We start from the raw sequence: 13,377 nt of genomic DNA, 5'->3' as shown, positions 1-13,377 counted from the left end.
CCGCGCTGCCCGTCCGCGCTGCCCGTCCGCGCTGCCCGTCCGCGCTGCCCGTCCGCGCTGCCCGTCCGCGCTGCCCGTCCGCGCTGCCCGTCCGCGCTGCCCGTCCGCGCTGCCCGTCCGCGCTGCCCGTCCGCGCTGCCCGTCCGCGCCGCCCGGGCGACTCAGCTGCCCGGGCGACTCAGCTGCCTGGGCCGCGGCGCTATCCGGACTCGGACGGCGCGCTGACCGGACGGCTGACCAGCCGCGTTGGGTGGCGAGGGGCCGTCCGCGCCAGGTCCCCCGCCTGGCCGGCGGGGCTGGCTGGGGCGAATGGGGGAGCGCTCGACCTGCGTGGACCGACCGCGCTGGCTGCGCGGCCGGTCGGGCTGGGCGGTGGTCGGTCGGGGTGGGTGAGCGGGCCAGCCCGCCCGGCGGCACCGCGGTGGCCGGGGGCCTAGCTGGCTGCTCGGCCCAGCATCAGGTCGATGCCGGTCGAATAGAGGTCGGCCGGGACGCGGTCGGGGTCGAGCAGGTGCTGGAAAGCCAGGCCGAAGTCCAGGGCCATCGCCAGGGCCGCGCGCTCGGACGGGGCGATGCCGTCCACGTCGCGCAACTCGCTGGCCAGGTGGGCGCGGCGCTCGGCGTACCAGTCGGCGATCCGCCAGCCCGCCGCGTAGTCCCGCATGCCGTACAGCCAGAACTCCACCAGCAGGAGCGCTAGCCTGCGGGCGGGGTCGTCGGAGCCGTCGCGCGAGGCGTTGCGGCCCGCGCGCTCAGCGTCGTCGCGTGACTGGTCGGCGGACCGCAGCTCGTCGCAGACGTCGGTGCCGAGCCGGTCGCTGGTGAAGCGTTCGAGCAGGGCCAGCAGCAGATCCGTCTTACCGGCGAAGTTGGAGTACACCGCTCCCTTGGTGAGCCCGGCGGCGGCGGCGATGTCGTCGAGCGAGGCGCCGTGGATGCCGCGCTCCGCCCACAGACGTTCGGCGGCCGACAACAGGGCGGTTCGTGTCTGCTCCCGGCGCTCCTGCCGCGCGTTCAGGTGGCGCTCTCGTCCGCTGGCGGGTCGCCGGCCTTGGTCGGCGTCTCGCTGGAGTGTTCGGGGTTCGGTGGCCACGGAACCGCCGCCGAAGCCGGGAGGCGGCGTTCCGCCGGGCATGCCCGGCGGCCTTCCGTTCTCCGGCTCGCCCGCCCTGGCGGCGGGGACGGTGGTGCGCGGGGACGTACCGTTGCCGAGCTCGCCGGGGCGGGTCGTCGTGGCGAGAGCTCCTCCGCCGGTGGGGCCGCCCGGGAGGGTGACCGTGCCGGCGGTGGTCTCTGTGGGGGGTGCGGACGGGCTCGTGCTGCCGCCGCTGGGCGGGCGCGGGGAGCGGGGGTCGCTCGCGTCCGTCGGGTCACCCTCGGGCCGTAGGTCGCCGTGGGCGTCGTTCATGTGCTGTTCCCTCCGCTGCCATGGCGCGCGTCCACGGCGCTCCTGACGCGCGGCAGCGGACGTCCGGGAGCGGCGGGATGGGCGCCGGATTCTCCTCCTGTTCTCGGAATACACCGGTCGGACGCGGTCAGTCCCGGAGTTGCGCAACTCCGCCGGGGTTGGAACGGTCCGTTCGGTGGACGGTTGTCACTGCCGGACGGAGAAACCCAAGGAAGGTGGGGCATTTCACGGCAAGTGCCCTGTTACCTGCGGGTAGCCAAAAATGGCCGGGGGGTCATACCCTGCCTGCATGGCATCCCCGACGGTCCCTGCCAAAGGCGAGGCAGAGCACAAGCTCCCGCAGTCCCTGATCGACCGGCTGGCCGCGCATGTCGCTTCGGGCGGCGCCGAGACGGTGACGATCCCCAGCCCGTTCACGGGCGAGCCGCTCGCGACGGTCCCGGTCACCGGGGCCGGCGATGTCCAGGCCGCCTACGAGCGGGCCCGCGAGGCGCAGCGCGCGTGGGCCGCGCTGCCGGTGAGCGAGCGCGTAAAGCCGTTCCTGCGGCTGTCGGACGCGCTGGTCGACCGGCGAGAAGAGATCCTGGACATCATCCAGCTCGAGACCGGCAAGGCGCGCCGCCACGCGATGGAGGAATTCCTCGACGTGGCGCTCTGCTCGCTCTACTACGCCCGCCGTGCCGCGAAGCTGCTGAAGCCGCGCCGCAGGCAGGGCATGATGCCGGGCCTCACCCGCGTGCAGGAGCTGCGGCACCCCAAGGGCGTCGTCGCGCTGATCTCTCCGTGGAACTACCCGTTCGCGCTCGGCGCCAGCGACATCGCGCCAGCGATCATGGCGGGCAACGCTGTGATCCACAAGCCGGACACCCAGACGTGCCTGTCCAGCCTGTGGGTGCTGGACTTGCTGGTCGCGCTGGGGCTGCCACGCGACGTGTGGCAGATCGTCGTCGGCGACCCGGGCGAGATCGGCGACCCGCTGATCGACAACGCCGACTACGTGTCGTTCACCGGCTCCACCCGCGGCGGCAAGGCGATCGCCGAGCGCGTCGCCCCCCGGCTGGTGTCGTACTCGCTGGAGCTCGGCGGCAAGAACCCGATGATCGTGATGGCGGACGCCGACGTCGAGCGGACCGCGCGCGGCGCCATCCGCGCGTGCTTCACCAACGCCGGGCAGCTGTGCATCTCGATCGAGCGGATGTACGTCCACGAGGACATCTACGACCGGTTCGTCCCGCGCCTCCTCGAGCTGGTCAAGGGCATGAAGCTCGGCACCGGCCTCGACTTCGAGGCCGAGATGGGCTCGCTGACCTACCAGCGCCAGCTCGACGCGGTGACGCGGCACGTCGACCAGGCCGTCAAGGAGGGCGCGACCGTCCTCGCCGGCGGCAAGGCCCGCCCCGACGTCGGCCCGCTGTTCTACGAGCCGACGCTCCTCGCCGACGTCAACGGCGACATGGACCTGTGCGCCAGCGAGACGTTCGGCCCGGTCGTCGCGATCTACAAGTACCGGGACGAGGACGAGGTCGTCGCCCGCGCCAACGACACCGCCTACGGGCTGAACGCCTCGGTGTGGACGAAGAACCCCGCGCGGGCCCGCCGGCTCGCCGCCAGGATCCAGGCGGGCACCGTCAACATCAACGACGGGTACGGTGCCGCCTACGCCTCCTACGACTCGCCGATGGGCGGGATGAAGCAGTCCGGCGTGGGCCGCCGCCACGGCGCCGAGGGCATGCTGAAGTTCACCGAGGTGCAGACCGTTGCGAGCCAGCACATCATGGACCTTGAGCCGCCCGGTTCCATCGGCTACGACAAGTTCGCCGACGTCATGGCCACCGGCATCAAGCTGATGAAGAAGCTGCGGATCAAGTAAGGATGGCCGTGAAGCACGACTTCGACGTGCTCGTCGTCGGGTCAGGGTTCGGCGGCAGCGTCTCGGCGCTGCGGCTGACCGAGAAGGGGTACAAGGTCGGCGTGATCGAGGCGGGTCGCCGTTTCGACACGGACCCCACCGCGGCCCCCGGCGCCCGGTACCCCGCACTGCCGAAGACGAACTGGCGTGTCTCCCGCTACCTGTGGGCGCCCGCGCTCGGCCTCACCGGGATGCAGCGGCTGCACCTGATCCGCGGCGCGAAGTCGAGCCGGGTCCTGGTCATGGCCGGTGCGGGCGTGGGCGGCGGATCGCTCAACTACGCCAACACCCTGTACGTCCCGCCAGAGCCGTTCTTCCGGGACCGGCAGTGGGCGCACATCACCGACTGGCAGGACGAGCTCGCCCCCTACTACGACCAGGCGAAGCGGATGCTGGGCGTCGTGGAGAACCCGACCACGACCGAGGCGGACAAGGTCATGAAGGAGGTCGCCGACCGGATGGGCGCGGGCGACACCTTCGTCAAGACCCCGGTGGGGGTCTACTTCGGTCGTGGTGCGGGCATCGAGAGCGGCGATCCGTTCTTCGGCGGCGTGGGCCCCCGCCGCCGCGGCTGCATGGAGTGCGGCGAGTGCATGGTGGGCTGCCGCCACGGCGCGAAGAACATGCTCACCGAGAACTACCTGTACCTCGCCGAGAAGGCCGGTGCCCGGGTGATGCCGCTCAGCCGCGTGACCTCGGTGAAGCCGCTGCCGGCAGGCGGCTACGCCGTCGAGATCGTGCGGACCGGGTCGTTCGGGCGCAACCGCAAGACGCTCACCGCCGAGCAGGTGGTGTTCGCGGCCGGCACCTACGGCACGCAGAAGCTGCTGCACAAGCTCAAGAGCACCGGGCTGCTCCCGCGCCTGTCCGAGCGGCTCGGCGTGCTGACCCGCACCAACTCCGAGGCCATCCTCGGCGGCGGCCGCGGCAACGGCGCGCCCGGCCCGGACTTCTCCAAGGGCGTGGCGATCACCTCCTCCTTCCATCCGACTCCCGAGACCCACATAGAGCCCGTCCGCTACGGCCGCGGGTCCAACCTCCTCGCCGGGCTGCAGACCCTGCTGATCGACGGGGACCGGCCCGGCGAGCGGCATATCCCCCGGATCCTGAAGTTCGCGCGCGAGGCAGTGCGCCGCCCCCGTGACCTGATCCAGCTCTTCGACGTGCGGCACTGGTCGGAGCGGACGGTGATCGCGCTGGTCATGCAGTCCCGGGACAACTCGATCACCCTCCGCCCGAAGAAGGGCCCGTTCGGCTGGGACGTCCGCGCGTCCGCGGGGCACGGGGAGCCGAACCCCACCTGGATCCCCGAGGGGCACCAGGCGACCCGGCTGATGGGCGAGGAGATCGGCGGGATCGCCGGCGGCACCTGGGGCGATCTGTTCGACATCCCGATGACCGCGCACTTCCTCGGTGGCTGCGCCATCGGCGACTCCGCCGAATCCGGCGTCATCGACGCTTACCACCGGGTGTACGGGCACCCCGGCCTGCACATCGTGGACGGCTCGGCGGTCTCCGCCAACCTCGGCGTCAACCCGTCCCTCACGATCACCGCACAGGCCGAACGCGCGATGTCCCTCTGGCCCAACCGGGGCGAGGCCGACACCCGCCCCGAGCTGGGCGACACCTATCGAAGAATCACCCCCGTCCTTCCTAAGAACCCCGTCGTTCCCATCGATGCTCCAGCGGCACTCCACCTTCCTATTGCCGAGATCACCTGACCGGTTCACGTTCCGGTTCGTCCCCGCCTCCGAACCGGGACGCGGCCGGCTTGTCCTGGCAGGCCCACCGCGTCCCATGCTCACGCAGCGCTCACGGCCGGGGAAGTAGAACGTCATTCTGTGGATAACTTCGCCCGACGTGGCCAGGTGGCGCTGACGCCGAGCCGCCGGCGCTGGTCGGGCCGGCCTGGCGCCGCCCGGCGTCCGCCCCAGATCGGATGACCCCAGGCCACGCCCCGGGTCGCGGGCGCGTGCAGAGCGACGCTGAATGCCGTGGCACTGGACGTCGACGGTGAGCGTCGCGGCACTGAGCGTCGGCGGTGAGCGTCGCGGTGCTGGCGCCGCAGTGCTGAAGACCGAGCTGCGGAAATCGGGCTGCAGATACCGGGATGTGGGAGGCCGTGGTGCGGGGTCCGTGGTGCCGGGGTCCGTAGTGTCGGGGGCGGTGGTGGGGCGCCGTGGTACGGGAGATCGGGCTGGAGAGGCCGGGCGGCGCGGGGCTGTGGTGTCGTGCTCACCCGCTTGTGTGGGGCAGCGGCTAGGGACGTCATCACGCCGGTAGGCAAAGCTGACGCGCCAAGCTCCCCTGGAGAGGGGAATCCGCCCCTCGGTCAGTCGTCCTTATGGCGAGGGTGAGGCCGTCATCTGTGTCGTCTGGCGGAGTCGTCCCTGGCGACGCGCGTGGGCTGCAGGCGGGCTGGCCGGGGATAGTGCTGGGACCTCCCCTTCGTACGCGTCTGACGTCGCGGAAGGGGCGTACCCGGCGCCGGAGGGGGTGGGTCTCCGGCGCCGGGACGGGTCGGGTCAGGCGCGGTAGGCGGCCCACTGGTCGCGCATGCGCTGGGTCTGGCCCGGCGTGAACTCGTACATGCAGGAGTCGTAGCTGTAGTCCATGAAGTTGTGGATGGGGTCCAGTCCGGACGAGGAGCAGGTGTCACGGCCTGTGGGGCAACCCGAGGCGGGGCTCTGCTCGGCGGGGGTGTCGGAGACCCGGTCGCCCTGGCCGCTGCAGCCGCCCTGGAACGTGTGGTACAGGCCCATCCAGTGGCCGACCTCATGGGTCGCCGTGTCGCCCTCGTTGTAGTTGGTGAGCGATCCGCCGGGGACGCTCTGGTAGTGGATGACGACGCCGTCCATCTTGGGCTTGGATCGGTAGTCGCTGGGGAATGTGGCCCAGCCGAGGAGGCTGTCGCCCAGGTCTGCGGTGTAGAGGTTGAGGTCCTGGGCGGTACCGGTGTGGAGCGTGTTCTTCATGGCGGTCTCGTTGCCCTCGGGGTCGGAGAACCATGCCGCGTTGTTCGTCCGCTTGATGGAGGCGAGGGTGAAGGCGACGCCGCTCGACGCATAGGCGGCGTTGAGGACGCTGAGCTGCTTGTTGAGCGTCGCGTCGGACAGCGAGCCTGTGCTTCCGCTGGTGATGACCTGGAAGTGCACTCGTACGGTCATCGAGGCGGCGGCTGCTTTGAGGCGGCCAGACGTGGCGAGCTGCCCGAGACGGTCGTGGAAGTCCTTCTCCATCGCCGCGACCTTGGCGGTCCCGGGCTGGTGCCGTTCAGTGGCGTGGGAGCCGGCACGGACGCGGGCCTGCGCGGCGGCCGTCTCGGAACTGCACTTCGCACCCGGAACGGGAGCGGACAGGGCGGGGGCGGCCGCGGGCGCGTACGCCGTGAACGCGGCGAGCATCCCGATGGCGGTGGCGATTCCAGCGCGTTTCATGGAACTCCTTGGGGGCGGCGCGTCCGGTGAGGGGCGCGCGGGGGAGCGGAGTCATCGCTGGAACTAGGGTGATTGCCGACAAGAGGCGCGTCTTTGGCAAACCTGGACGAATAGGGACGGAAAATGCGGAATGCGGCGCCGTAGCGCGAGCGCCGGAATGTCAGACCGGCGGGATAACGTGACCGCCGGATCGTCGAGCCGCCGGCGTCCGCACCGGAATGTCGGACGGGCGGCGTAGCGTCTTCACATGGATGCCGGGATCGAGGCCGAGCGGATCTTGGGCGAGCTGCGCGCCCAGGCCGATCCGGTGCGAGCCGACAGCGAGAAGCGCTACCTGAAGAGCGACCTCGCGCACATCGGAGTCCCCGTCCCGGCGCTGCGGAAGATCGCTCTCGCCGCGGTCAGAGTGCGGCCCGCGCGAGACGAGCTGCTCGGGCTCGTGGACGCGCTGTGGACGGCGACGGACGATGGTCGTCCCGTCCACGAGGCCCGCATGGCTGCCATTGAAGTGCTGGCCAAGCGAGTCGAGCTGCTCGAGCCCGGCGATCTGGCCGTGGTCGAGCACCTCATTCGCGACTCGGAGAGCTGGGCGCAGGTCGACCATCTCGCCGAGAAGGTCGTCGGCCGCTTGATCGTCCGCTACTCGGAACTGGCGGCGGTGCTGGACGCGTGGGTCCGCGATCCCTACATGTGGATCCGGCGCACGTCGCTCCTGGCGCTGCTGCCTGGCGTCCGCTCTGGAACCCCCGACCTGGACCGGCTCACGAGATATGGAGACGTCCTCATAGACGAGAAGGAGTTCTTCATACGAAAGGCATTGGGGTGGGTGCTGCGAGAGCTGTCGAAGACAGACCCCGCCTGGGTGGTGGCATGGGTGGAGCGGCACATCGCCGACGTCTCCGGCGTGACGTTCCGCGAGGCCGTCCGCCGCCTGCCAGCCCCCGACGCCGACCGGCTGCTCACTGCCTACAGAACGCGCTGATCCCCCGCCTAGCCGCACCGCCTTGCGCGCTCGCCCGCCTGCGCCCGTAATGCCCGTCCGACGTCGCTGTCCGCCTTGCCCGCCCCACGTGTACGTCTACGCGTGCCCGGCCTGCGTGCCCGCCACGTGTACGTCTACGTGGGCGTGGCCTATGTGCCCGGCCTGCGTGCCTGCCGAGCTTGGCCTGCCTGCGGAGCTTGGCCTGCCTGCGGAGCTTGGCCTGCGTGCCGTGCCTGGCCTGCGTGCCCGCCCCACGTGTACATCTACGCATGCCCAGCCTGCGTGCCCGCCACGTGTATGCCTACGTGTGCGCGGTCACATGCGCGGCCTGCGTGTGCGGCCTGCGTGCCTGCCGCGCTGTGGCTGGCCTGCGTGCCTGCCCCACGTGTCCGTCCCGCGCGCCCGGCGTCGGTGCCTGGTTTGCGTGCCTGGGCTGCGGGGCCGACTCGTGTGTGCGTCCCGCATGCCTGCCCGTGCGTGCGCCCGCGTGTTCGGGTTGCGTGCCCGCCCGCGTGTTCGGCGCGCGTGCCTGTCCCCATCCGCGCTGGGCACCCGCTGCGCGATGGCCTCGAATGACTGCCTCGAAACGACCGCTCGGCATGCTTTCGCTCACGCCTCGCTGCATGCGGGCTGCGCGTTGGGGCCGCTGGGGTGTAGAGCAGGGGCGCGTCGACCGGCTGGGTGGCGGCGCGGGATGAACGGCGGTCTTTTGTGTCGTGCTGCATGGGCGTGCTGCTCGGTCGGACTGCCGGAGGATGCTTGCCTGGAGTCGTGCTGCCTGGTCGGGCTGTGCGCCTGGGCTGCACCAGGTGCTGAACCGCTGGGGTGGCCCATGGTTGGGCTGTGTGTTCATCTCGCAGGCCGTGCTGGGGGAACCCACTCCGCGGGGGGCGTGCGGCGGGAGTTGCTGCGTGGGGGCGTGCGGCGGGTGCCGTGTTGCAGCTGCGTGGGTGTTGCTCGTTGGCGGTGTAGGGCGGACCTGGGCCCTGCATCGCCGGAGCTGGCCGTGGAGGTGGCGCTCCACTGGTGCGCTGGTGGGCACGGTTGCCGCGGTCGCGCTTTGCCCTTCGACGAGGCGCGGCCCGGTGGCGCTGTATGGGTGTGTTAGACGGCCGTGCTGTGTGGGCGTGGGGCGGCTGTCTTGCGGGCTGCTAGGGCTGTCCTGTCTGTGTGCTTAGCGGCTGTGCTTGATGGCTGGGCTATCGGGTCTGTGCTGCAGGGCGGCTAATTGCTGACGCTTGGTGGGCGTGGGCGTGGGCGTGGGCGTGGGCGTGGGCGTGGGCGTGGGCGTGGTGGCGTTGTGCGGGTGGCTTTGTTGTGTGGCGGCGCTTGGGGTGTGCTTGCGTGGTGGGTTCGGGGCTGGGGCGGGGTTAGCGGCGGTAGGCGGCCCAGACTTTGTGCATGCGGGCGCCCTGGCCGGCGGTGAAGGAGGTCATGCAGGTGTCGTAGCTGTAGTCCATGAAGTTGTGGACGGGGTCGTTGCCGGGCGCGGGGCAGGTGTCCTTGCCGGACGGGCAGCCGTTGGTGGGGTCGCGCTCGGCCGGGGTGTCGGAGACCCGGTCGCCCTTGCCACCGCATCCGTCCTGGAACGTGTGGTAGAGCCCGAGCCAGTGGCCGACCTCGTGGGTGGCGCTGAAGCCGCGGTTGAAGTTGTCGATGGGGCCGCCCGGCATGCTGCCGTAGTGGATGGTGACGCCGTCCATCTTGGGCTCGGACTTGTACTTCCACGGGAAGGTGGACCAGCCGAGCAGGTCGCCGCCGATGCGGGCGCTGTAGAGGTTCAGCGTGCCCTTGCCGCCCTTGCGGAGCTTCGGCTTGTAGGTGCCCTCGTAGCGCTCCGGCTCGTTGAACCAGGATGCCTTGTCGGTGCGGCTGATCTGCTTCAGGTGGAACGTCACGCGGGTGTTGGCGCCGCCGTAACGGCCGCCGTAGGACGCGTTCAGCACGCTGATCTGCCGCTTGACCACGGAGGCGGGGACGTTGCCGGTGGAGCCGTCGTGCAGCACGTGGAAGTACACCGGGACGCTGATCTTGCCGGCGGCGCGCAGGTCGGTCGGGGTGGACTGGTCGTCCGGCCGGTCCATGGCGCCGAGGCCGAGGCTCTTGAGGGCCCGGCCGAGACGCTGCTCGACGTTCGCGGACTCCGAAGGAGTGAGGGCGTTGCGCTCCCGCACGTGCGCGTCGGGCCGCCGGAGCCGTGCGTTCGACGGTGCGGCGCAGGAGTTCGGGGAGGCGGCCTGCGGCGCGTCGGGGTGTGCTCTCACGGCCGTGGCGCTCACGCCGGCCGGACCGGTCGGTACGGCGGGGACGAGGGCGGCGATGAGGGCGGCGGCGGCGAGCAGCTTCACGACACTCCTAGGGAGGACGCTGAATGCGTACGGACAGCGACTGGACACAGGGCGTTATCAAGACGTATCAGAGAGAAGTCCTGCTGCGCGTGTGATCAAGGTAAACGGATGCCGACCGTTTTCGGCCAGTCGCCCAATGTGACCGGCGTGACCCGGGCGCGCGCATCGGCCCTGGATGCGGCCCCGTAGACTGGAGTTCTTTCCGGGCCCGTGCGAAAGGCGTTGTTGGTGGCCGTAGACCAGTCCTTTGACACCGTTCTCGTCGTCGACTTCGGCGCGCAGTACGCGCAGCTGATCGCGCGGCGGGTCCGTGAGTGCCATGTGTTCAGCGAGATCGTGCCGTCCACCATGCCGGCGGCGGAGATGCTCGCCAAGCGGCCGAAGGCGATCATCCTGTCGGGCGGGCCGGCGTCGGTGTACGAGCAGGGCGCACCGGCGGCGCCGGACGGCCTTTTCGAGCTGGGCGTGCCGACGCTCGGGATCTGCTACGGCCACCAGGTGATGGCGCAGGCGCTCGGCGGGACGGTGGAGAACTCCGACGTCGCCGAGTACGGCGGCGCGACGGTCGCCGTGACCTCGCCGGGGATGCTGTTCGCCGGGCTGCCGAACGAGCAGGCGGTGTGGATGTCGCACCGCGACTTCGTCCGGGAGGCGCCCGCCGGGTTCACGGTCACGGCGAGCACGGACGTGACGCCGGTCGCCGGCATGGAGGACCGGTCGCGCGGCTTCTTCGGCGTGCAGTTCCACCCGGAAGTGCTCCACACCGAGAACGGCATGGAGATCCTGCGGCGGTTCCTCTACGAGGGCGCGGGCTGTCGGCCGAACTGGACGATGGTGAACATCGCCGACGAGTCGATCGAGGCGGTCCGGGAGCGGGTCGGCGGCAAGCGGGCGATCTGCGCGCTGTCCGGCGGCGTCGACTCCGCGGTCGCCGCGGCGCTCGTCCAGCGCGCCATCGGCGACCAGCTGACCTGCGTGTTCGTCGACCACGGGCTGCTGCGCAAGGGCGAGCCGGAGCAGGTCGAGAAGGACTTCGTCGCGGCCACCGGGGTGAACCTGCACGTCGTGGACGCGCAGGACCGCTTCCTCGCCGCCCTGGACGGGGTGAGCGACCCGGAGGAGAAGCGGAAGATCATCGGCCGCGAGTTCATCCGGGTGTTCGAGGAGGCCGCGCGGGAGATCGTCGGCGAGGACGCGGCGGAGCCCGTCGAGTTCCTCGTCCAGGGCACGCTCTACCCGGACGTCGTGGAGTCCGGCGGCGGCACCGGCGCGGCGAACATCAAGTCGCACCACAACGTCGGCGGGCTGCCGGAGGACCTGCAGTTCAAGCTGGTGGAGCCGCTGCGGACGCTGTTCAAGGACGAGGTGCGGGCGCTCGGCGAGCAGCTCGGCCTGCCGTCGGAGATCGTCTGGCGGCAGCCGTTCCCCGGCCCCGGCCTCGGCATCCGGATCATCGGCGCGGTGACCCGCGACCGGCTGGACATCCTGCGCGACGCGGACGCGATCGCCCGCGAGGAGCTGACCCGCGCGGGCCTGGACCGCGACATCTGGCAGTTCCCGGTGGTGCTCCTCGCCGACGTCCGGTCCGTGGGCGTCCAGGGCGACAGCCGGACGTACGGCCACCCGATCGTGCTGCGCCCCGTGACCAGCGAGGACGCGATGACGGCCGACTGGGCGAAGCTCCCGTACGACCTGCTGCAGAAGATCTCGACGCGGATCACCAACGAGGTCCGCGAGGTCAACCGCGTCGCCGTGGACATCACGTCCAAGCCGCCGGGCACCATCGAGTGGGAGTGACCCCGTGCGCCTCCTGGCGCCCTATGGCCGTGGCCCTGGGGCTTCTTCCTCGTGACTGCTTGACCACGTGTCGCTGAGGCCTCGTGATGCCGTGGCGGCGTGGCGGCGTGGCGGCGTGGCGGCGTGGCGGCGTGGCGGCGTGGCTTTGGGCTCGTGATGCCACGGCGGCGTGAGGGTATGGCTTCGCGTCGCTTGACAGCGTGATGCCGTGGTCGCGGGATGGCGTGGCTGTGCCTCGTGGTGCTGTGACGGTGTGGCGCTGTGGGCGCGTGGAAGCGTGATGCTGTGGCGCCGTGACGGTGTGCTCGCGTGGTGGTAGGAACGCGTGGTCCTGTGGCGGTGTGGGCTCGTGGCGCGTGACTTCGTGGGCGTGCCCGCGTGATGCTGTGCCGCGTGTCGGCGTGACCCCTCGTGGCGCGATGTTGTGAACGCGTGGTGCTGTGGCGGTGGGGGCGCTTGGGGAGTGAGGTTGTGGGCTCGTGGTGCCACGGTGGAGTCGCGGTTTGATTTGTGGCGGCGTGGTCGTGTGACGCTGTGGCGGGTGGCTAGGAGTGGCTCGGGATGGCTAGCTCGGGGGTGGCTAGCTCGGGGTGCCCGGGTGCCCGGGTGCCCAGGGGCCCGGGGTGGCCCGGGGCGGCCCGGGGAGTGTGGCCCGGGGGTGGCCTGGGGTGGTGGAGCGGGGGCGGGTGTTCCGGCGCTGCGCGAGGTGGGCGGTCGTAGAGGAAGTGTGCGGGAGGGGAGCGAGGCTTGGGTGAGCGGGGGCTGGGGTGGTTAGGCGGAAACGTGAGGCCCGGGTGCGGGGGTGCACTCGGGCCTCACGGTTTGCGGGGAGGTGTCAGACCGTGGCGGGGGCCAGGGCGGCCTCGGCGTCGAGGGTCGCGGCGGTCGCGTTCACGACGGCGGCGATCCGCAGGGCCTCCTGGACGAGCTCGCGCGACAGGCCGGCCTCGCGGACGACCTTCTCGTGCGACTCCAGGCACCGGCCGCAGCCGTTGATGGCGGACACGGCGAGGCACCAGAGCTCGAAGTCGACCTTGTCCACGCCGGGCTTGCCGATGATCGACATGCGGAGCTTGGCGGGGAGGGTCGCGTACGTCTCGTCGCCGATCAGGTGCGTGGCGCGGTAGTACACGTTGTTCATCGCCATGATCGACGCGGCGCCCTTGGCGGCCTCGAACGCCTCGGCGGACAGGTAGTCGCCGGCGTCCTCGGCGAGCTCGCGGATGACGGTGGCGCTCCGGGTGGCGAGGGCGCAGGCCAGCACGGTGCCCCACAGCTGCTGCTCGGAGAGCTGCGAGGTGGAGGTCAGCGAGCCGAGGTTGAGCTTGGTGTCCTTGGCGTAGCCCGGGAGGGCGCCCTTCAGCGCGTCAACGCTCATGATCTTGAGTCCTTTCGTGCGGACGGCCGGCCGCGCGGGTGCGACCGGCCGTCGGGACCGGGGCGGGCCGCCGCGGCGCGTCGCGGGCGCCGTGGGCGGGCCGGCCGGCGGGGTGAAG

Annotated in this window: 9 protein-coding genes; 5 read left to right on the top strand and 4 right to left on the bottom strand. The window is 71.2% G+C overall.

The genetic code is table 11. The features are described 5' to 3' along the window. The coding region (locus F9B16_RS53070) for a hypothetical protein (protein ID WP_225992293.1) at positions 1-225 on the top strand (225 nt) is incomplete at its 5' end. Between the two features lie 208 nt (positions 226-433). On the opposite strand, the gene F9B16_RS37660 is transcribed toward F9B16_RS53070, so the two are convergent. Continuing rightward, positions 434-1,408, bottom strand: a complete 975-nt coding sequence (locus tag F9B16_RS37660) for a TetR/AcrR family transcriptional regulator (protein WP_225992292.1) — start codon at positions 1,406-1,408, stop codon at positions 434-436. 289 nt (positions 1,409-1,697) lie between these two features. On the opposite strand from F9B16_RS37660, the gene F9B16_RS37655 reads away from it, so the two are divergent. Both F9B16_RS37655 and F9B16_RS37650 read left to right on the top strand, forming a co-directional pair. Next, complete coding sequence (locus F9B16_RS37655) at positions 1,698-3,278, top strand: succinic semialdehyde dehydrogenase (protein WP_151545006.1); 1,581 nt, start codon at positions 1,698-1,700, stop codon at positions 3,276-3,278. 2 nt (positions 3,279-3,280) lie between these two features. Next, positions 3,281-5,038 carry a GMC oxidoreductase gene (locus F9B16_RS37650; protein WP_151545005.1) on the top strand — a complete coding sequence of 586 codons (1,758 nt, stop codon included), beginning with the start codon at positions 3,281-3,283 and terminating at the stop codon, positions 5,036-5,038. An 804-nt stretch (positions 5,039-5,842) separates the two neighbouring features. Here the strand turns inward: F9B16_RS37650 and F9B16_RS37645 are convergent. Then, complete coding sequence (locus F9B16_RS37645) at positions 5,843-6,754, bottom strand: zinc metalloprotease (RefSeq protein WP_192809185.1); 912 nt, start codon at positions 6,752-6,754, stop codon at positions 5,843-5,845. A gap of 247 nt (positions 6,755-7,001) precedes the next feature. Here F9B16_RS37645 and F9B16_RS37640 point away from each other — a divergent pair, with 247 nt between their 5' ends. Next, the gene (locus F9B16_RS37640) at positions 7,002-7,736 is read left to right on the top strand and encodes a DNA alkylation repair protein (RefSeq protein WP_151545004.1); all 735 of its coding nucleotides are present in this window, start codon (positions 7,002-7,004) and stop codon (positions 7,734-7,736) included. A gap of 1,370 nt (positions 7,737-9,106) precedes the next feature. Here the strand turns inward: F9B16_RS37640 and F9B16_RS37635 are convergent. Further along, complete coding sequence (locus F9B16_RS37635; protein WP_192809184.1) at positions 9,107-10,084, bottom strand: zinc metalloprotease; 978 nt, start codon at positions 10,082-10,084, stop codon at positions 9,107-9,109. Between the two features lie 228 nt (positions 10,085-10,312). Between F9B16_RS37635 and guaA the strand changes: the two genes are divergently transcribed. Continuing rightward, complete coding sequence (guaA, locus tag F9B16_RS37630) at positions 10,313-11,881, top strand: glutamine-hydrolyzing GMP synthase (RefSeq protein WP_192809183.1); 1,569 nt, start codon at positions 10,313-10,315, stop codon at positions 11,879-11,881. A gap of 835 nt (positions 11,882-12,716) precedes the next feature. On the opposite strand, the gene F9B16_RS37625 is transcribed toward guaA, so the two are convergent. Further along, a complete protein-coding gene (locus F9B16_RS37625; protein WP_151545002.1) occupies positions 12,717-13,259 on the bottom strand; it encodes a carboxymuconolactone decarboxylase family protein in 543 nt (180 codons plus the stop codon). Positions 13,260-13,377: the final 118 nt, after the last annotated feature.

It is taken from the genome of Actinomadura montaniterrae (assembly GCF_008923365.1).
Taxonomy (GTDB): domain Bacteria; phylum Actinomycetota; class Actinomycetes; order Streptosporangiales; family Streptosporangiaceae; genus Spirillospora; species Spirillospora montaniterrae.
This window is presented reverse-complemented; position numbering and strand designations above follow the sequence as displayed.